At 64.1% G+C, this 18,686-nt stretch carries 14 protein-coding genes; 5 read left to right on the top strand and 9 right to left on the bottom strand.

The annotated features are described in order from the left end of the window. The first annotated feature begins 369 nt into the window (after positions 1-369). Both CFB49_RS29115 and CFB49_RS29110 read left to right on the top strand, forming a co-directional pair. A complete protein-coding gene (locus CFB49_RS29115) occupies positions 370-1,326 on the top strand; it encodes a hypothetical protein (RefSeq protein ID WP_089493042.1) in 957 nt (318 codons plus the stop codon). 42 nt (positions 1,327-1,368) lie between these two features. Beyond that, entirely contained in the window at positions 1,369-1,806 is a 438-nt protein-coding gene (locus CFB49_RS29110) for a GNAT family N-acetyltransferase (RefSeq protein ID WP_089493041.1), read from the top strand. Between the two features lie 25 nt (positions 1,807-1,831). Here the strand turns inward: CFB49_RS29110 and CFB49_RS29105 are convergent, their stop codons facing one another. The 3 genes from CFB49_RS29105 to CFB49_RS29095 all read right to left on the bottom strand — a co-directional run bounded on the left by CFB49_RS29105 (position 1,832) and on the right by CFB49_RS29095 (position 6,623). After that, entirely contained in the window at positions 1,832-2,662 is an 831-nt protein-coding gene (locus tag CFB49_RS29105; RefSeq protein WP_089493040.1) for a peptidylprolyl isomerase, read from the bottom strand. Positions 2,663-2,937: 275 nt separating this feature from the next. Continuing rightward, entirely contained in the window at positions 2,938-4,872 is a 1,935-nt protein-coding gene (locus CFB49_RS29100) for an SMP-30/gluconolactonase/LRE family protein (protein ID WP_089493039.1), read from the bottom strand. Between the two features lie 452 nt (positions 4,873-5,324). Then, the gene (locus CFB49_RS29095) at positions 5,325-6,623 is read right to left on the bottom strand and encodes a dicarboxylate/amino acid:cation symporter (RefSeq protein ID WP_069617519.1); all 1,299 of its coding nucleotides are present in this window, start codon (positions 6,621-6,623) and stop codon (positions 5,325-5,327) included. A gap of 481 nt (positions 6,624-7,104) precedes the next feature. Between CFB49_RS29095 and CFB49_RS29090 the strand changes: the two genes are divergently transcribed. Beyond that, on the top strand, positions 7,105-8,259 hold the full coding sequence (locus tag CFB49_RS29090) for a glycosyltransferase (RefSeq protein WP_089493038.1): 1,155 nt from the start codon (positions 7,105-7,107) through the stop codon (positions 8,257-8,259). Positions 8,260-8,362: 103 nt separating this feature from the next. Continuing rightward, a complete protein-coding gene (locus CFB49_RS29085) occupies positions 8,363-9,097 on the top strand; it encodes a polysaccharide deacetylase family protein (RefSeq protein ID WP_089493037.1) in 735 nt (244 codons plus the stop codon). Between the two features lie 187 nt (positions 9,098-9,284). Here CFB49_RS29085 and CFB49_RS29080 read toward each other — a convergent pair whose 3' ends face one another. Next, entirely contained in the window at positions 9,285-11,366 is a 2,082-nt protein-coding gene (locus CFB49_RS29080; RefSeq protein ID WP_089493036.1) for a hypothetical protein, read from the bottom strand. Between the two features lie 247 nt (positions 11,367-11,613). Between CFB49_RS29080 and CFB49_RS29075 the strand changes: the two genes are divergently transcribed. Then, positions 11,614-12,732 carry a helix-turn-helix transcriptional regulator gene (locus tag CFB49_RS29075; RefSeq protein WP_089493035.1) on the top strand — a complete coding sequence of 373 codons (1,119 nt, stop codon included), beginning with the start codon at positions 11,614-11,616 and terminating at the stop codon, positions 12,730-12,732. Positions 12,733-12,793: 61 nt separating this feature from the next. Here CFB49_RS29075 and CFB49_RS29070 read toward each other — a convergent pair whose 3' ends face one another. From CFB49_RS29070 to CFB49_RS29050, 5 genes are all read right to left on the bottom strand, one after another. Further along, complete coding sequence (locus CFB49_RS29070; protein WP_373453194.1) at positions 12,794-14,029, bottom strand: DUF3443 domain-containing protein; 1,236 nt, start codon at positions 14,027-14,029, stop codon at positions 12,794-12,796. A gap of 17 nt (positions 14,030-14,046) precedes the next feature. Continuing rightward, complete coding sequence (locus CFB49_RS29065) at positions 14,047-14,487, bottom strand: DUF2844 domain-containing protein (protein WP_089493033.1); 441 nt, start codon at positions 14,485-14,487, stop codon at positions 14,047-14,049. A gap of 340 nt (positions 14,488-14,827) precedes the next feature. Continuing rightward, positions 14,828-15,553: an OmpW/AlkL family protein gene (locus CFB49_RS29060; RefSeq protein WP_069617514.1), complete on the bottom strand. Its 726-nt coding sequence runs from the start codon at positions 15,551-15,553 to the stop codon at positions 14,828-14,830. A 213-nt stretch (positions 15,554-15,766) separates the two neighbouring features. Further along, positions 15,767-17,728, bottom strand: coding sequence for an acyl-CoA synthetase (locus CFB49_RS29055; RefSeq protein ID WP_089493032.1), 1,962 nt, complete (start codon positions 17,726-17,728; stop codon positions 15,767-15,769). After that, positions 17,725-18,681 (bottom strand): fumarylacetoacetate hydrolase family protein, encoded by a 957-nt coding sequence (locus tag CFB49_RS29050; protein WP_069617512.1) that lies wholly within the window; start codon positions 18,679-18,681, stop codon positions 17,725-17,727. The genes CFB49_RS29055 and CFB49_RS29050 overlap by 4 nt, the downstream gene beginning before the upstream one ends. Positions 18,682-18,686: the final 5 nt, after the last annotated feature.

Here is an 18,686-nt window from a genome sequence, read left to right as displayed (position 1 = left end):
GCGCCGCAAGATTCGGCCGCTCACGATGAACGTGCGTAACGGCACGTGATTGCTGCCCCGCCAGCAAGCGATCGGATGATTCACCGTGTTCGATCCGCGCGCACAGCGCTTCCAGCTGATTCTTGGTTGCAGCAATCTGGCATCGATTCGCATCCAGATCCCGCCACGCCTCCTCCGCGCCATCGCCGGCCTCACCGCATGCCCGGGATCGGCAAAGTTCGTTGCTTGCCTGGCGCTATCGGGACATGTCGGAAAGCCGCCTTGCCCGGATGGCCAAAATCGCGCACAAACGGTCATTCGCGTTCAACATGAAGGACATCCGAAAGTCTTCGTTTCGGGTATCGTCCCCCTCTCCTGCCAGCACTCGACATGACCGAACGCAATGGAAACCGTACCGACCCGGCCGATATCGCCCCCTTCGACGCCATGAGCCGATTTCGCATCACGTACGACGGGCCCACGCTCGAATCGTCCGAGATGGACGTGCGCGAACTCGCGCCCGCGCTGCTCGCCTTCGGCGATTTGCTCGACGCGTCGACGCGCGCACTATGCGGCGATCGGGTCCGGCCGCAGGTCAACGTGCGCGGCAGCTTCAAGACCGGCAGCTTCGGCATCGACTTCACGCTTGCGACCTCGCTGCTCGGCCGCATGCGCGACATGCTGAGCGGCAGCGAAGGCACAGCGCTCGCCAATGCGGTGACGATCCTGACCGCGCTCGGCATCGCCGCGCCCAGGGCGAGGAAGGGGCTTTTCGCCGTCCTCAAATGGTTGCGTGGGCGCGAGATCACGCACGTGCGGATGCAGGACCACACCGCGGTGCTGCACGTCGACGGCGACACACTCGAAATCGATCTGTCCGTGCTCACGCTGCTACGCGACGTCCGCGTTCGCCGCGCAACCGCGCAAGTGCTTGCGCCGCTCGCGCGCGAAGGCATCGAGATTTTCGCGGCCGGCACCGATACCGAGGTGTATGAGACGGTCGCCCGCAACGAGATCGCATGGTTTCACGCGCCGGAGCCAACCGATGCGCTCCTGCTCGACGAGCATCGCAAGATGGCGTTCTCGATCGTGTCGCTCGCATTCAAGGACGATAACAAGTGGCGCCTGTACGACGGCACGTCGACGATTCACGCGACGATCACCGATGCCGGCTTCCTGTCGCGCGTGAACAACAGCCAGATCAGTTTCAGCAGGGGCGACGTGCTGTTGTGCAATGTCCGTATGCAGCAGTGGCAAACTTCGGACGGAGCAAAAACCGAATACGAGGTCACCAATGTCCTCGAACATCGTCCGGCCGGCCTGCAGATTCCGTTGTCGGGCCTGTGATCCATGCCGTGGCCTCGCGCCCGACGCAACCGCGCACCATTCATGAAACCGGCGATCCATCTGCGTGCTGCGTCTCGGGAAGACCTCCCGTTCCTGTTAACGCTCCGTCGACTCACGATGACCGAGCACCTGCAGCGCGTCGGCGCGCCGATCGACGATGAAGCGCACGACCGGCGCATCCGCGCGAATTTCGACGATGCGATGATCGTCTGCGAAGGCGCCGCCCCCATCGGCCTGCTGAAGGTGACGCGCGACGCCGGCGAATGGCACGTCCATCAGATCCAGATCCTCCCCGCGCGCCAGGGCCACGGAATCGGCGAGGCCGTGCTGCACACATTGCTGACCGACGCGGCACGCATGCACGTGCCGGTGTCGCTCAGCGTGCTGCACGGCAATCCGGCGCGGCGGCTCTACGAGCGGCTCGGCTTCCGCGTCGCATCCGAGACCGACACCAGCGCGAACATGATCTGGCGCGCGTGACGCGCGGCGATTCGACGCCTTCGCGTTACTGCGTGATCTTCGCGTCCTTCAGCAGATTGCCGATCATCTGCGCACTCGCCTTCTCGGCCGCGATCGCCTGCAACTGCTGCTGAAGCGTCGGCTTCGCGGTTTCGAAACCCGGCACCTGCGTCGGCCGCTTCGCATCCAGCTTCACGATCACCCGCGCGCCATCGACCGCAATCGAGTCCTTCGTCGCCGCGCCGACCGGCAGTTTCTCCAGCGCCTGCGCGACCGGCAGCGGCAACCCGGCTGTCTTGCCCTCCGCCGCCGGCGTATTGAAGCTCACCCACGGCAGCTCGCCGCCGGTATCGCGGCTCGGCGCCAGGCTGTACTGGCGCGCCAGCCCGTCGAACGATTTGCCCGCCTTCAGCTCGCTCAGCACGGTCGCCGCCGCCACCGCATCCTTGACGACGATCACGCGCGGCTTGTATTCGTTCTTGCCGAGCGCCGCGACGAGTTCGTCGTAGCGCGCCTTGACCTGCTCGTCCGTCACCGGCTCCGGCTTCACGTTGTCGCGCAGGTACAGCTGAACCTCGGCCGTCACCTTCGCCTGCTGCATCGCCGCCTTGACCTCGGGCTTGTCCGCGTAGTTCGCCTTCTCGGCCGCCTGCTGAACCAGCACGCGCGTGATCAGTTGATTCTTGATCGCCTGGCGAATCTGCGGCGAATCGGGCTGCCCGGACGCGCGCAGCAGCGTATCGACGTCGGCCTGCGTGATCGGCGTGCCGTTGACGGTCGCGACGGTCGCCGCCGTCTGCGCGTAGGCGGGGCCGCTCAGTGCGCCGGCCAGCGCGGCGATCGTCAACAGGCGGTTCGGTGTCGTTTTCATTTTCATCGTTGGGTCGCTTCGAGCATAAGAAACGCGGCAGGGGGCAGCCGCGCCGGTTCATCGTGCACGCCCGCACACCGTCTGCGGGAGCCGCCGCCATTGTGCACGGAACCGCATTTCCACGTCGGGAGGTTCGGGAACGCGGCCCGACACGGCGCGGCACGCAGGATGCGTGCGATTCATTGCACGCGCATTGCGCAACAATCCAGCGAAATGCGCACGATTGCTTTCACGACTTCGCGAGTACGGCCGCTGCCCGAAACGGCCGCACGTTCAAACCGTCAGGGCGTCCACCGGTACACGGTGATGCTGTTTCCCTTCACGTTGTTCTTCATCACCACGTACTCGCCGTTCGAGCGGCGATACGCGCGGATGCTGTACATCGCATCGATCGCGCTGCTGGTATCGACGGTCGCGGGGCTCGCGTTGACCAGCGTCGTGTCGAGATTGCCGGTGCTGAGGTTGAACGCGTCGACGTTCGGCCACAGCGGCCCGCTGCTGCTGAACCAGTAGCCGACGAACAGGTGGTTGCCCGCCGCATCGATCGATTTCGCGCCGCTGTGCGGCAGCGTGATCACCGGGTCCGGCTTCGTCGTGTTGCCCGCGCGCCAGCCGTGGTACACCTCGATGCGCGTGCCGATCGACGTCCAGTCGTTGCTGCCGACCGCGCCCTGCGCGAGCACCATCGTGTCGCTGTCCGCGAGATAGACGATGCGCGTCAGCGGCTGGATGCTGGCCGGAATGCGGGTCGCGACGCCGGGCCCCCACGACGGCTTGCCGTTCGCGTCGAAGCCGGTCAGCGGGTAATGCGTGATCGCGCCGGTCTTGTCGAGCCCGGCCCATACGCCGCCCTGGCTGTCGACGCTGAAGCCGCCGGTCACGCGCTGCGTCGTGTTGAACGCGGGGCCGGGAATCGAGCCGTCCGGAATCGCGATGTAGCCGTTCGCCGCGTTGAAGTGATAGAAGTAGAAGACCGGCGGATTCTGGCCGGCCGCGACGAGGATCCGGTTCGCGCCGACCGACGTGAGCAGCCCGAAGTGCTCGTCGCGCTGCGTGTCGCTCATGTCGATGCGCGGGTCGGATGGGTACGTGAACGGATCGACGGTGTTCGCGACGAACTTGCCGCCCGCGCTGCCGCTGTAGATGTGCGTACCGCCGTAGAACAGCGCGCCGTCCGTGACCGGATCCGGCGCGGCGATGCCTTCGAAGTTCAGCGACTGCAGCGTCCAGCGCAGGTTGCCGCTGCTGCCGTACGCATGAATGTCGGTCGCGCCGTTGCGCCCGAGATCCCAGCTGCCGCCCCACGGGTTGTTGAGCACGTAGAGGTTGCCGCCGGTGTCCTTGCCGATCCCGACGATTCGCGTGAAGCGCTGCGCGCCGACCTGCCCCTTGATGCCCGTCGTCGTGTCGAGATAGCCGCCGCGCACGCCGAACGTGCCGGCCAGCGCGGGCCGGCCCGAGATCGAATAGCGCTTGATGTTCTGGTCTGGGCCTTCGTCGCCCACCAGCAGTTGCCCGGCCGCCGCATCGACATACAGCGCCGACGGCTGCGAACCGGCCGGCATCCGGATCGTGTTCAGCAACGCGCCGGCGGGGCTGAAGGCGACGATCGAGCCGGCACGCTTCTGCGCGACCCACACGTTGCCCGCGCCGTCCACCGCGAGCGCGCCCGGCGCCGACACGGCGATGTCCCGCTGCCACACACCATCGGTCGTGAACACGCGCACGCGATTGCCGTAGAAGTCGCTCGCATAGAGCAGCGAGCCGGCCGTCGCGAGCCCGGTGACGACGTCGATGCGCGGCTGGTTGGTCGCCGCGCTGATCTGGATCACGAGGTCGCGATACTTGGTCGCGCGGTTGTAGCGCCCCACCGCACCGCTGCCGTATGTCTTGCCCGGCTGCAGCGCGACGAACAGCGACGTTGCATTGCCGGTGATCGCGCTGCCCTGGAATTCCGAATGCGCGCCGATCGAGCCGATGCTCTTGCCGTTCTGGTAGATCGCGACGCCGCCTTCATCCTCGTCCCACATCGACGCCGTGTAGATCACGCCTTCGGGCGCGACCCACATCGCGCGCGCGACGTTGCCGACGTGCGCCGCGAGCGTGCCGTACGTGTTCGCGATCCAGTCGGTGGTGTTGGCTGCGTGCGCGGCCGGCGCGAGCGCGGCGATCGCCGCGGCGACGACCGCAGCCTGGATGCGTTTTCTGGCGACCATGACGGATGCTCTCCTGAATCGGGTAGTCGTTCACACGAGGGATCGGCCGGCCAGATGGCTTGTAGTCCGCGAGATGTAAATTCTTCCCCGAATCATCCGGTGCGGTCGGTATGACATACGGCATGCATTCGATCATGCGCAGGGCGAGAATAGCGTTATATAAATCGAAAAAAATTGCGAATCGCCCGCGCTTGCGACGCGCTCGACCGTGCGTCAGTGAACGGTCACTTACGCGGCGAATCAGGAATCGGGAGAATCAGGCACTCGCCTGCCGGAATATCGCCGCCCATTCGACGTCGATCAATTGAAACGGCGAATGCCATTTCGGAAGTATCGGAAAAGCTACTGCGTCCGACGCAAATCGCCGGCCTGATCCGTATCGCGTCCAGGCCGGCGAATATCATTTGCCGCGGGTCGGGCAACGCGGCGTTGCACCGCCGCATTGCCACACGTCATGCCGACGTTTCGCGCACCTTCACCTCGGCCACGCGCGCGCCGTCCGAATCGTCGTCGTCGCGCGGCGCGCCGAGCTGCCCTTCCCACTTCGCGACCACGGCCGCCGCGATCGAATTGCCGACGGCGTTGGTCGCCGAGCGCCCCATGTCGAGGAACATGTCGACGCCCATGATCAGCAGCAACCCGGCTTCAGGCAGATTGAACTGGTTGAGCGTCGCCGCGATCACGACCAGCGATGCGCGCGGCACGCCGGCCATCCCCTTCGACGTCACCATCAGCATCAGCAGCATCGTGATCTGCGTGCCGAGCGGCAGATGGATCCCGTACACCTGCGCGATGAACAGCACCGCGAACGTGCAGTACATCATCGAGCCGTCGAGGTTGAACGAATAGCCGATCGGCAGCACGAAGCTCGAGATCTTGCGGTTCACGCCGAAGCGGTCGAGCGCGTCCAGCAGCTTCGGATACGCGGCCTCGGAGCTCGCCGTCGCGAACGACAGCAGGAAGGGCTCGCGGATCAGTCGAAGCAGCGTGAACGCGCGCTTGCCGAGGAACGTCACGCCGGCGAGCGTCAGCACGGCCCACAGCAGCGCGAGTGCGAGATAGAAGCTCGCCATGAACTTCGCGAACGTGAGCAGGATGCCGAGCCCTTCGGTCGTGATCGTCGACGCGAGCGCCGCGAACACCGCGACCGGCGCGAACCACATCACCGCGCCCGTCACCTTCAGCATCACCTGCGCGAGATCGTCGATCACGCCGGTCAGGCGCTTGCCCGCTTCGCCGAGCGCGGACAGCGCGGTGCCGAAGAAGATCGAGAACACGACGATCTGCAGGATCTCGTTGTTCGCCATCGCCTCGGCGATCGACTTCGGCACCAGGTGCACGACGAAATCCTTCAGCGTGAACGCGCCCGTCTTCAGGTTCAGCGCCGCATCGGACGGCGGCAGCGGCAGGCTCAGGTGGCTGCCCGGCTGCAGGATCGTCGCGGCCAGCAGACCGAGCAGCAGCGACGTGAACGACGCGATGAAGAACCAGCCGAATGCCTTGACGCCCACGCGGCCCACCGCGCCGCCGTCACCCATCTGCGCGATGCCGACGGTCAGCGTCGCGAACACCAGCGGCGCGATGATCATCTTGATCAAGCGCAGGAACACGTCGGACAGCAGCGACACGTAGCCGGCGACTTCCTTCGCCATCTTCGGGTCGGGAAACGCGCTATGGCAGGCGTAACCCACGGCGATACCAAGAATCATCGCGACAACGATGTACCCGGTAATGTTGTGTTTCTTCTTCATTAGTCGTCCAAATTACAAAGCGTATGTTGCTAACGGCGGGCCGATCATTCGCGTCCGGCGGCGAATCGAAACCTGTGTCGCCATCCGGGCGATCCGTCCGCTGCGGGCGGTCTCCGGCGGTCACCCGGGCGGACAGGGGGGGCATTCTAACGCAAATGGCGCACCAGCTTTCAATTCTGAAAGCGGCGCGGGTTGATTTGCGTCCTGATGTCGTCGGGAAAGGACGTGTCGGCGCGCACGACGCGACACGATGCAGCGATCGCGACACATTCTCACAAAGATGCGCAGACATCGACACTACGGCACGTAACCGATCTGTAATATTTGGAAATGATTCGCGTTGACGCCGGCGCTTGACGCCAACACGCAATCTCGAGCCGGAAACGCGGCACCGCGTTCACGTCATTGCTTCCATCAGGTCGAGTCATTCATTTCATCAGCAATCCTTTGAAATGAATGACCGGGAAAAAGCCGCATCGTGATGAACATTCTGTACACCAACTTCCACGGCGATTACGGCGGCGGCCAGGACACCTACGTCCGCGATCTCGCGGTCGCGATGAGCCGCCATCACCGCGTAACCGTGGCGTCGCCGGAAGGCAGCCGCCTGTCGCGGCTCCTGCGGGACAGTCCCGACGTGGCGATCTTCGACATGGAATTCAAGCCGCGCTGGAACCGGCTGTGCCGGGAGATTCTGCGGCTGCGCCGGCGGATCGCCGCCGAGCGCTTCGACGTGATCCACGTGAACGGGTCCGCCGATCACCGGCAGGTGATGCTCGCGCTGCTCGGCTGCCGGTATCGACCCGCGGTCGTGCTGACCAAGCACAACACCTATCGCGCCGACAGCTTCGGCAATCTGCTGCGCGCGCGGCTCGCCACCGACCACACGATCGCGGTCAGCGACTACGTCGCGAGCATGCTCGCGCTGCGCTCGCCGTACGGAAACGTCACCGTGGTCAAGCACGGCGTGCGCCGGCCGGCTGCCGAACGACTGGCGGCCGACGAGATCCGCCGCCGCAAGATCGCGCTGTTCGGGGCGGCCGGCGCGGACGCGATCGTGCTGGGCAGCAGCGCCGGCACCGCGCCCGAAAAAGGCTGGATGGACCTGATCGCGGCGCTCGGCCGCCTGCCCGAAGCCGAGCGCGAGCGGTTTCGCGTGCTGCTGGTCGGCGCGGAGCCGTCCCGCGAGCAGCGCGAGCAGCTCGCGCGGCACGGCATGGCGTCGCGCACCGCGTTCACCGGGCGCCTCGACGATGTGCGGGCGCCGTTCTCGATCATCGACGTGTCGTTCGTGCTGTCGTATCACGAGAGCCTGTCGTATGCGTGCCGCGAAGCGATGTCGCTCGGCTGCCCCGCGATCGTGACGCGCGTGGGCGGGCTGCCCGAAAACGTCGAACCGGGCGTGGACGGCTGGGTCGTCCCGCCGCGCGAGCCCGCGGCGATCGAAGCGATCCTGCGCGCGATCGTGCAGGCGCCCGGTTGCATCCGGGCGATGGGGCGCAGCGCGCGGCTGAAAGGCCGGCGCGAATTCTCGTTCGACGCGTTCATCGACGCGACCTTGTCCGTCTATCAGAAATCGGTTCGACGCAACCCGTCGCGCTGGGTGACCTCGTTGAGAAACACGAAATGGCAATGAATATCTGGAAGAAATACTGGGACCTGCGCACGCAGGAGTGCGACTTCAAGACCCTGCGGATTTTCCGCAAGGCCGCGTAATCCCGCTTTCCTGCGATCCACCCATGCTTGCGCGCATCTCCCGCTATCCGATCCTGATGTATCACCAGATCCGCCCGCTGCCGCCGCCGACCGACCGGCTGCGCGGCCTGAGCGTCGCGCCCGACGCGTTCCGCCGCCAGATGATGCTGTTCAGGCGGCTCGGCTATCGCGGCCTGAGCGTGCGCGAACTGCAGCCGTACCTGCGCGGGGAGCGGCAGGGCAAGGTCTTCGGCATTTCGTTCGACGACGGCTTTCTCAACGTGCTCACGCACGCGATGCCCGTGCTCGACGCACTCGGATTCACCGCGACGTGCTACTTCGTCGCCGGCCGGTTCGGGGGCGCGAACGACTGGGACGCGGGCGCGCCGACCGCGCGCTCGCCGCTGATGACGTGCGAGGACATGCTCGCGTGGCGCGATCACGGTCATGAAATCGGCTCGCATACGCTCGATCACGTCGCGCTGTCGTATGTGCCATCGACTGTCTCGGACTTTCAGCTGACCGAATCGAAGCGGAAACTCGAAAAGCTGAGCGGTCAATGCGTCGAATCGTTCTGCTACCCGTACGGCGATCTGGATGCGCGCGTGCGCGATCAGGTCATCGCTGCCGGTTACGGCAATGCGACGACGACCCGGCGCGGATGTGCCGGTGCGAACGACGATCCGTTTCTGTTGCCGCGAATTCCGGTCGCGGGCGGCGTCGGAGCCGTGAGGCTGGGGTTCAAGTGTCTGAAGGCACGGACGGCGGCGGGCTGGTAGCGCGCATCGTCGCCGGTGCATGCGCCGGAGCACGGCACATCCGCCGACATCTCGATACCCGTCCATGCCGTGCATGAGCACGAGCGGGCCCCGCGGTCGCGCCAGGCCGGCGAGCGGGAACGCGCCGACGGGTCGCGCATCGTCCCGCCGGCCGCGTGTTCGCCGCACGCATCGGTCCGACCGACCGTTACCGGTCGTACTCGAAGGACTCGGTGAAGACCGTGTCGATCGAATCGGACCAGTTCAGGCTCACGAACGAGAAGTCCGTGCTGCCGCCCCAGCCGGCCACCGACGGGAACGCGACGCCCTGATCGCCCGGCACGTTGAGCGTCACCGCCGCACCCGGCTGAACCGCCAGCGCCGATGCAATCCCGTTGACGAACGTCGCCACTGTCTGCCCGGTCGCGGTTGCGCGGATCTGCACGTTGCCGCGCTTGACGAACGGCAGCCCTGCTTTCGACTTCCAGCCCAGCGGGAAAGTCGCGCCGCCCGCGAACGTGGCGGCGGAGCCCGGCGTCAGCTTGTCGCGCGTGGACTGCGCGAGGTCGTGCCACGCGTACTGACGCAGCGCGTCGGGCGACGGTGACGGCGTACGCAAGCGCACCGTGTAGTGCCTGGCCGGCGTCGACGTATTGCCGTTCTGGTAGACGTCGATCGTATAGGCGCTGAACGGCTTGATGTCGGCCAGCTCGGCGGTGCTCAGTTGCGGCTTCGCCCACGCGGTATTGTTGCGCGGCGCGTCGCCCGGCCACGTGAACAGGCCCTGGTCCGCCGGATCCTGCGCGACGCCGGCCAGGCGGAAGTTGTTGCGGCACTGCGCACTCTTCGCCAGTACGGCGAGCTGCGCCGGCGTCTGCCCGCTGGCGATCTGCGCGCGGATGTTCAGCGTGTCGCAGGTGCCGCTCGACGGCTGGAGAAACACGCCGTTGCGCAAGCCGGGGCCGTTGACGATCGCGAAGTCCACCGCCGTGCCGGCCGCGTCGACGGCGCCCACCTGCAGGTTGAGCGAATCGACGAACGCGTTGGTCCCCGTCGACGGATTGGCCGGGTTCAACCAGTCCCACTTCTGCGCGTTCGCGTTGACCTTGCTCAATACCGCGCGCTGGTTGCCGATCACGCGCCAGCCGGTATCGCCATTCGCGAGACTGCCCGGCCGCACCGCGAGCTGCACATGTTGCTGCATGCCGTCGCGAATGCCGTCGCTGCGTGTCCACGCGAGCTTGATCCACATCGTGTCGCCGGCGACGACGCGGATGACTTCCGGCAGGCTGAAGCTGGCGTTGTTCATCGCATCGTCGGCCACGATGCCCGGCGCGCCGCCGGCCGGCGCACCGAACTCCTGGTCGACCGACATCCCGTTGTTCAGATATGCGGCGGGCACGCCTGCATTGAGCGCGCCGGACGCGACATCGTCGACGAAGATCTGGCCGCACGCCGATACGCTGCCGCCCGTGCGCGCAGCGCCGGTCGACCCGGCGAAACACTGGTTGAGCGCGCGCTGCAATGCCGCCAGATCGCTGGCGCTCGGCAGGTTCGACACCACCGCGCCATTGATCGTCGCGGCAGCCGGCAGGCTGGCCTTGTCACTCGCCTGCGGCGCGACGCCGGGCGCGAGCTGAAGCTGCACCGGCGTATCGCTGGACGCGCCCGCCACCGAGCTGATCTGGACACCGCCATCCGGCAGCACGTTGATCTTCAGCTGGTCGAGCAACCGGTCGAGCCCCGGCGCACCCGCGGTCAACGGGCCGGAAATCAGGTCGACGCCCGTATTGCCGGTGGCGGCCAGCAGGTCGGCCAGCGCCGTCGAATAAGCCTGCACCGTGCCGGCAACGGCCTGGGCCGTGACCTTGCTTTGCAGCAAACCGGTGTCGGCCAGCAGCTTCGTCGGGTCGCCGCCGACGATCGTGGCGGCGATCGCGTTCGTGATCGGCGTGATGTTGATCGTCTGCGTGCCCGCCGTGGCGCTGAGCGCGATCAGCGTGGCCTGCGAATCGGCGACGTTGCCGTATGCGGACAACGCAAAAGGCGCGGTCAAGCCGGTCACCGCGCAATGAAACGCGCCGGTTGACGCATCGGCCGGGCAGTCGACCGTCCTGCCGGTCGCATCGACCAGCTTCACGGTGGCGGCCTGCATCGCCGCGCCGGCCGCCGCGACGCCGCTGACTGTCTGAGCCGTCGGCTGCCCGGGCGGTGGCGAAGAACTATCGCTACCACCGCAAGCCGACAGGACGAGCGCTGCAATACCGGATACGACAGGCGTGAGTTTCATTGCGTTTCCCCCGACATCCTTCTGGTTGATGCGTGTCATATGCACCGCTCATGCACGCTGGATGGCGAGGATTCTCGCAAAGCCGATTTTGACGATCATCATTCACGTGGATGAAAATCGGGAAATAACATCGCATGAAACGCAAACAACCTGTGTTAGCCTGAAAACAGATCCTGAAAATTCGGTATTCGAAGCAATATCGTCAGACAAAAACCACATACGAAGATCGCGAAGCGACGGGGGAAGCATGCAACGGGACCAACTCATCGGGGACCTCTATGAGGCCGCGCTGCAGCCGGACGGTTTTCTCGAAGTTTTTCATCGGGTATCCGAATCGCTCGGCGCAAACGTTTTTCACATGTTCAGTTGGGACGCCGCGCGCAATGCCCCGCAATTCTCGATCTATTCGCCGCGCGCGGAATTCGACGAGATCATCGCCCTCTACGACCAGTATTACGGCGCGCTCGATCCACGCCGCGGCTTCGTCGAGAATGCACCGCTCGGCGAATTCGTTTGCTGTCAGGATCACCTCACCGACCGCGACGTCGAACGCAGCGAGTTCTTCCAGGACTTTCAGATTCCGTCCGGATTTCGCTACCTGATGGGGATTCGCTTCGCGCGCCCCGGCAGCGACAACATTCTGCTCGGGCTACTGCGAGCGCACGGCCGCACGCCGTATTCGCCGGAGGAACGCGCGACGCTGACCGGTATGGCCAAGCATCTGCAACGCTCGATCAACCTGTGGCGAGACGCGCGCGTGCTGCATCGCGACGCCACGCTCGGCGCCGAACTGATGGAGGAGCTGGGCCTCTCCGTCTTTGCGCTGGACAGGCACGCGCATGTCGTCTTCGTCAACCGGGCGGCAGAGTCGATGCTGCGCGCCACCACCTGCCTCAAGCTCGAGAACGGATACCTGAGCGCGACGAGCGCGCCGCAGAACGATGCACTCAAGGCGGCGTTGGCGCGTGTCGCGAAGACCCGCAAGAGCGAGAGCCTTGCACTTTCGGGCACGCTGGTGGCCGCGCATGAAGTTTTTCTCAGCATCGCGGCGCTGTCCGGACAGGCGCTCCATGCGACGTTCGGCGATGCGACGATGCTGGTCACGGTCAGGCGACGCGGCGCGGCCCCGCTCGTCGTCGCACAACAGTTGCGGCAGTCATTCGGTTTGTCGAGCGCCGAAGCCGCGGTGGCCGAGGCGCTGATCAACGGCAAGACGCCTGATGAATGTGCGGCGGGCGCGGGTGTGTCGCTGGCGACGGTGCGTACTCAATTGCGGGCGATCTATGAAAAGACCCATTCGCGGAATCAGGCCGAGGCGGTCGGACGGATGCTTTGGGTGCTGCCGCAGCATAAGTGCAAGGATTGAGGTGGCGAAGGGGCGAGTGGTCGTATTTTGTTCGTGATCAGTGGCGGCCCCTCTCAACGCATCAGTATGCGACGTAAGGCGCAGACCCGCCTTCCGCCGAACGATCCAGGCCAAAATAGATTGTCCGACCGTAAAAGTAGGGCAAGCCGAGATCGAGCCAGGAGGACGATCCGAAGTGACCAGCGACGTCATTGAATGCATATGTCGAACTTTTTGAGAACAACGTATCTGCATTTGCGACGGAGATGGAAACCATGCTCGCCGTGCCATCGAGACCAACCAGAGTCGCGGCATAAGTAGTAGTCGTCGACGGGCAATAAAATTGCGTGTTCCTGGTACACGTAATCTGCGACGAGTCATCGAAGAAATTCGCATTGGATCCCGTATCAAAGAACGCGGTGACCTTTCTGGAAAGAAACGCTCCCGGCACATCACCCGTCGTCGTCGACATCAGCTTCGTGGTGGCACGAAATGCATTGTTGCTTCGAGTGCCGATACCAAAAATCAACGAGCCCGTCGCGCTTTCCTGACCGTCTGCCGAAATCTGCGGCATTTGTACGATCACGCCATTGTTGTCTGCGGCAAACTGACTGACGGGGTTGCTGACCTGTTGCGCGAGCGGCACGGTGACTTGTGCGCAACTCGCGTTTCCGTCCATGCACGCGTAGTAGTTGCTCAACGACGCGACCTTCACACAGGTTGCGCCGCAATCATAGGGCGCCGGACCAATTCCAAGAATGCCGTTCGCACCAAGGTCGGTGGCCGAGTTCACAGCCTTGTTCCCGTTCGTACAGGAACTTGGCACGTTGTCCGCTCCGAGATCGCCGATGATCTGCACCGGCAAGGAACTCGCACGTTCCTCGCCAATCGACAGGTCAATCGTCCGAACCGTGCCCCACGTATAACTCGACACGAACATGCCGCATTCGGAAAGCGTCGATCCGTCGCTTGTGGTCGTTTTAGGCAGGCTGTCGATGACGCCTGGAATTGCATCGCGTACGATCCGCAAGCCATACGATGCCGTGTCGACGAGCACATTGGACACCACCTGGCAGCGTGACGTTCCGGGCGCACAAATCTTGATGTTGACGGTCGGAATGTTGACGACGCGTGCAACGCCTCGCGCGACCGTAACGATTGCGGTATTTCCGGTGTTGCCGTCCGACGCGCCTGAACTACTGACGCCCGTTTCGCCGGAACCTGAATCGCCGCCGCCGCACGCAACGAGGAAGGCTGTCGAGACGGTCATCAAGCTGAATAGGCTCGACCACCGAACGACAGCACGAAAAATGCTCATGATCATTCTCATCGGGGTTACAGGATATCGTTGCCGGTCAGGCCGGATGGAAGCGCAGGCGGCAACCAGGCTTGCCCGGAAAATGCCCCCATGTGCCCTCCTGTTTTAATCACGACATTGCTCGTCGATACAGATACCGGCGTACGCCAGCCACGAAGCGCATGCGCGGCTTCCACGCCTGCGCTGTAATCGCGAAGATAACCGCCGAACACCGACGCGAGATCGGGAACCGTCGGCCCTTGCCACGCTATGCCGAAGACGATTCCGTCGCCCGATGTGTATTCGCGAATCACGGTTCCCGATCCGAGCGTAGATTCACGGATGATGTAAGCGGCCGGGTTCGCCGTCAGGCCATCGGCCGCTCGATTCGCAGGCCGTATCACCCGCACTTTCGCGGCATGATCGGCGGCGGACAACGACATCGGTGCGCCACCCAATTCGGCATGCGCACATGGCATCGCCAATCCCGCGATGAGTGCAATGGCATAAGCACAGCTAATCGACTTCACATTTCCCTCCCGGGGGTAACACCAGTGCAAGAGATTCGAGACGCCTCTGCTGCAAGTGGGCTCCATTGGAATCAAGCAACCCTCGACGCCGAGACCGGTTATCACGAGCCCTCACGAAGGCCGGCCGCGGCATCATGTGACATTAAACTCAATACTGATATTTTCGTCACTTAGATTGATCGAGCGCATTCTCGAATATTTCTTAACGTCGATGTCACATTCGTCGTCCGTACGACCGCACACGGGCGCGGGTTGAAACACGCAAGCGCCGTATCCACGTCAATGCGGCTCAGAAGCGGTAGCCGACCGAAAGGAACGTCACGATCGGATTGACCCGGAATTTGCTGGTGCTCGTGACCGTGCCGACGGAGGACCGCGTAGTCAGCGTGGCGCGCGTCGATACCCACGAATACGCCACCGACGCGTTGATCGACCAGCGAGAATCGATGTTGTAGGTCAGGCCGCCGTTGACGACTGGCGCGAAGGATTTGCTGAGTGACACGGATGTCGGCCCCTCGAGCGCTGTCCCGACGGTCGGCGAGAAATAGATCTGGCCAGTGGAAACAGGGTTGCTGAGCTTGACGTTGCTGAACCACGTGTAGGTGACGCCGGCGCCCAGATAAGGCCTGAACCGCGCATTCGGTTGGCCGAAGTAGTAGTTGAAGATGATCGCCGGACTCCAGGCCCGCGCGGTCCCCAGCTCGCCGAAGCCGCTGAGCGTACCTGCGCCATTCAAGTGCCATGTCGGCGGAAAACCCATGACCGTCGTCGCCGCGATATGGTCGGTCACGAAGTACGTTGCGGTCAGTCCGAACGTATCGCCGCTTGCGATCTCGCCACCGCTGCCGGTCATCACTTGAGACCGACCGAGCGCATTGACGGTCAGCGGATCCGCCGACCCTTGCGGGGCAAAGTGGGACCAGCCGGCATTGACTACCCACTGACCGGCTGATTGCGCATGCGCGCCGGAGATGGCCGCGAGCAGTACGACGGTTCCTGCGCTGACTCGTTTCATGAATGTCTCCCTATTTTGGTGTTGGTGTTCAAGAATCGTGAAACCTGCCTTCATCCCCGAGCACCAGACGTGACTCGAGGGCTGTTCCTGCGCTGATGAAGCGCGACGCCAAAGGCATCGGATGCTTCGCCGTTAATCCAAGCCCCCTCTCAACAACTTCGCATTCCGAAGTTATTTACTTGCTTCAACGTCAAACGTTCCGATAATCGACGATCAGTGATGTTCGGGTTCGACCGAAGTTGAAAAGGCAAACGGGAAGCGGCCCATCACCGTATTGGTGTTTGCCAGCTGCGCACGGTCGCTCAGCGCCACGTGCAAGGCGAGCCCGCGCGACGGGTCGTCCACCATGCTGACTCGAGCGCCCTCGACGCCGGCATCCTTGAGCGCGGAGATCAGCGCGTCGAGCGTCTCCCGTCGTTTGAGTTCGGGCTTGAAGATCTTGCCGACCGCCGTGAGCGGCATCGCATCGACGATATGAATCCGCTTCGGTATCGCGGCACGCTCGCCGATCGAGCCGCGTATGAATGTGTCGAGTTCCGCCTCGGTTGCTGTCGCGCCGGCTTTCAACTGCACGTAGGCAACTGGCAGCTCGCCTGCATGCGCGTCGGGACGTCCGATTGCCGCCGCGATTTGCACTGCCGGGTGGCGGTGCAGCGGTTCTTCGATCGTCGCCGGATCGATGTTGTGACCGCCCCGGATGATGAGTTCCTTGCGGCGGCCCGTGAGCCAGAAGTAGCCCTGCGCATCGCGTCGCGCGAGGTCCCCTGTGTTGAGCCACTGCCGGCCGTCGCCGAGATCGAGCCACAGGCTCTTGTTCTGGTCTTCCTGAAGATAACCCGCGAAAACGTTCGGCCCGGAAATCGTCAGCACACCGACTTCGTCCTCGACGCAATCGCGCACGTAGCGGCCGGCGTCGTCGAGTATCACCGCCTTCATCATTTGGCCGGGGATGCGCAAACCGATCGAACCGAGACGCCGTTCGCCGCCCGGGGGATTGACGCTGCTTACGCATGCACCCTCGGTGAGCCCGTAACCTTCGAGGATCCGCACCCCGGTGCGATCCTGGAACGTGCGGAATACTTCCACGGGCATCGGCGCGGCACCGCAAAGCCCGTACTCGAGCGAGTCGATATTCCGGCCGCCGACGGGCACGTCGAGCAACGCCGAATACAAGGTCGGCACCGCGCTGAAAAAATTGATCCTGTGCTCTTCGACGATTTCCCAGAATCGTTTGACGACTCCGTCGCCGCGATAGCCCTGTGGCGTACCCAGCACCACATGTGCGCCGCGCGAGAACGGCACCAGGCCCGTTGCCAGCACGGCATTGACATGGAACAGCGGCAGTCCGCAGAAAACGGTCTTCCCCGGGCCCATCCCGGCACCGACGACCTGCCCGACGCTCCAGGCATTGGCTACCTCGTTGCCGTGCCGGCGAATCGCGATTTTCGGCAATCCCGTCGTGCCACCCGTGCAGAAGTAGGACGATATGTCGTCGGCTTCGAAACGCCGGCGAATCAGCAGCGAATCACCGGATTCACGCGACATCGCACAGTCGAAATCGTGGATCGCGACGTGGCGCGGAACGGCGCCGCGCACGCCCGCGCGCCCGTGCAGCCGTTTGCATTCGCGACGCTGCATCATGCGTGCCGCGATTCGGCGCCACCCCTGCACGCGCTCGGCCAGGTCGATCAGGACGAGGCTTTGCAGCGACGGCACCTGGCTCAGGATCGGTTGGATCTTCGACCAGATATCCGTTCCCGGAAAGGGCGCCAGCGTCACCAGTACTTTTGCGTTCGCGGCCTTGAGCAGCGACGCGATTGCCGGCCCCTCCAGCAACGGATTGATCGCGCATACGATCCCGGCCGCTTCGCCTCCCCAGATGACGAAATGCGTCTGCGGCAAGTTCGGCAGCACGTAGGCGACCACCGAGCGGCGATCGATGCCGAGGCGCGAAAACATGTTCGCGGTCCGGGTGATATCCCGCAGAAGCTCCGCATACGTCCAGCGCAATGGCTTGCGATGATCGTCGGTACGCAGGAAAAATGACAAGGCTGGCGCGGTCGGGTCGATCGCCGCACCACGGCCGATCATTTCGTAGGTGCTGGCCGGGAGGTCGGCGGGCGGCCCCTGATTTTCGATCCGAAGCACGTCCTCTTCGGTTGCGATGGCGTTCATGCGAGCTCGTCCACGATTCGGTTGCGCTGCACACCGAGGTCGATCGCCCCGTCCCTGCTCCGGATGCGCGACTCGACCAGATCCCCAGCCTTCAGGTACTGCGGGCGCGCGGCCTGAACCTTCGTGAACATCCGCCACTTCATGTGCTCGGGCAGTAACGCGGCAATCCGTTGCTTCGCCGGCGACGGAATGCTGAGCGCACATCCGGACGGCGTGCCCGTTGCCAGCAAGTCGCCGGCGTTCAGGTCCTGAACGCCCGAAAGCTCCGTGAGCGTTTCGGCTGGACCGTACACGAGGTTCCCGGTCGAATCGCTCTGCCGTACTTCCCCGTTCACGGTCAGTGTCAGGGTCAGCGCGCGCAGCCGCGCGATATCGCTTGTCTCCAGCAGGCACAGATAAGGCCCCACCGGTCCGAACGTTCGATAGCTTTTCCCCTTGTAAAACTGCATCTGGGGGATCTGGATATCGCGTGCGGAATAGTCGTTGACGATCACGAGGCCGGCCACGTACTCGTGCAGGTTCTTGTCCGTGATGGCTTGCCGGGACGTGATATCGCGGCGAAGCACGAGCCCCAGTTCGATCTCGTAGTCCAGGAACCGCACATGTTGCGGCCGGATGACGTCGGAATCGGCGGCGACGATGCAGCTGGTCGCCTTCGTGAAGATCATGTTGAACGACTTCGCGTCCGGATTCATGCCGGACTCGATCATGTGTTGGCGATAGTTGGCGCCCTGGCAAACGAACCGTTGATTGCGCGTGACCGGCGACAGCCACTCGACGTCCGACTCGGGAATCGTTTCTCCGCCGAGCGAGGCGAGTTCATCGATCCGATGTGCTCGCACGAATTCGCCGGTCGTCGGGTAGTCGCCCGGTATCGGTGTGATCCGGTGATTGCTCACCACGCCCCATTGGGCGCGCCCCTGATGCCGATAGTGCAAGACGTGCAATGCCATGAAGA

It is taken from the genome of Burkholderia sp. AU17457, from assembly GCF_002223255.1.
GTDB lineage: Bacteria > Pseudomonadota > Gammaproteobacteria > Burkholderiales > Burkholderiaceae > Burkholderia > Burkholderia sola.
The sequence above is the reverse complement of the archived record's forward strand: the minus strand, read 5'-3'. Positions and strand labels throughout refer to the sequence as shown.

What these genes read in the sequence shown, in the direction of transcription:
- CFB49_RS29115 (WP_089493042.1), top strand. Translation starts at nt 370, where the DNA reads ATGACCGAACGCAATGGAAACCGTACCGACCCGGCCGATATCGCCCCC.
- CFB49_RS29110 (WP_089493041.1), top strand. Translation starts at nt 1,369, where the DNA reads ATGAAACCGGCGATCCATCTGCGTGCTGCGTCTCGGGAAGACCTCCCG.
- CFB49_RS29105 (WP_089493040.1), bottom strand. Translation starts at nt 2,662, where the DNA reads ATGAAAATGAAAACGACACCGAACCGCCTGTTGACGATCGCCGCGCTG.
- CFB49_RS29100 (WP_089493039.1), bottom strand. Translation starts at nt 4,872, where the DNA reads ATGGTCGCCAGAAAACGCATCCAGGCTGCGGTCGTCGCCGCGGCGATC.
- CFB49_RS29095 (WP_069617519.1), bottom strand. Translation starts at nt 6,623, where the DNA reads ATGAAGAAGAAACACAACATTACCGGGTACATCGTTGTCGCGATGATT.
- CFB49_RS29090 (WP_089493038.1), top strand. Translation starts at nt 7,105, where the DNA reads ATGAACATTCTGTACACCAACTTCCACGGCGATTACGGCGGCGGCCAG.
- CFB49_RS29085 (WP_089493037.1), top strand. Translation starts at nt 8,363, where the DNA reads ATGCTTGCGCGCATCTCCCGCTATCCGATCCTGATGTATCACCAGATC.
- CFB49_RS29080 (WP_089493036.1), bottom strand. Translation starts at nt 11,366, where the DNA reads ATGAAACTCACGCCTGTCGTATCCGGTATTGCAGCGCTCGTCCTGTCG.
- CFB49_RS29075 (WP_089493035.1), top strand. Translation starts at nt 11,614, where the DNA reads ATGCAACGGGACCAACTCATCGGGGACCTCTATGAGGCCGCGCTGCAG.
- CFB49_RS29070 (WP_373453194.1), bottom strand. Translation starts at nt 14,029, where the DNA reads ATGAGCATTTTTCGTGCTGTCGTTCGGTGGTCGAGCCTATTCAGCTTG.
- CFB49_RS29065 (WP_089493033.1), bottom strand. Translation starts at nt 14,487, where the DNA reads ATGCCATGTGCGCATGCCGAATTGGGTGGCGCACCGATGTCGTTGTCC.
- CFB49_RS29060 (WP_069617514.1), bottom strand. Translation starts at nt 15,553, where the DNA reads ATGAAACGAGTCAGCGCAGGAACCGTCGTACTGCTCGCGGCCATCTCC.
- CFB49_RS29055 (WP_089493032.1), bottom strand. Translation starts at nt 17,728, where the DNA reads ATGAACGCCATCGCAACCGAAGAGGACGTGCTTCGGATCGAAAATCAG.
- CFB49_RS29050 (WP_069617512.1), bottom strand. Translation starts at nt 18,681, where the DNA reads ATGGCATTGCACGTCTTGCACTATCGGCATCAGGGGCGCGCCCAATGG.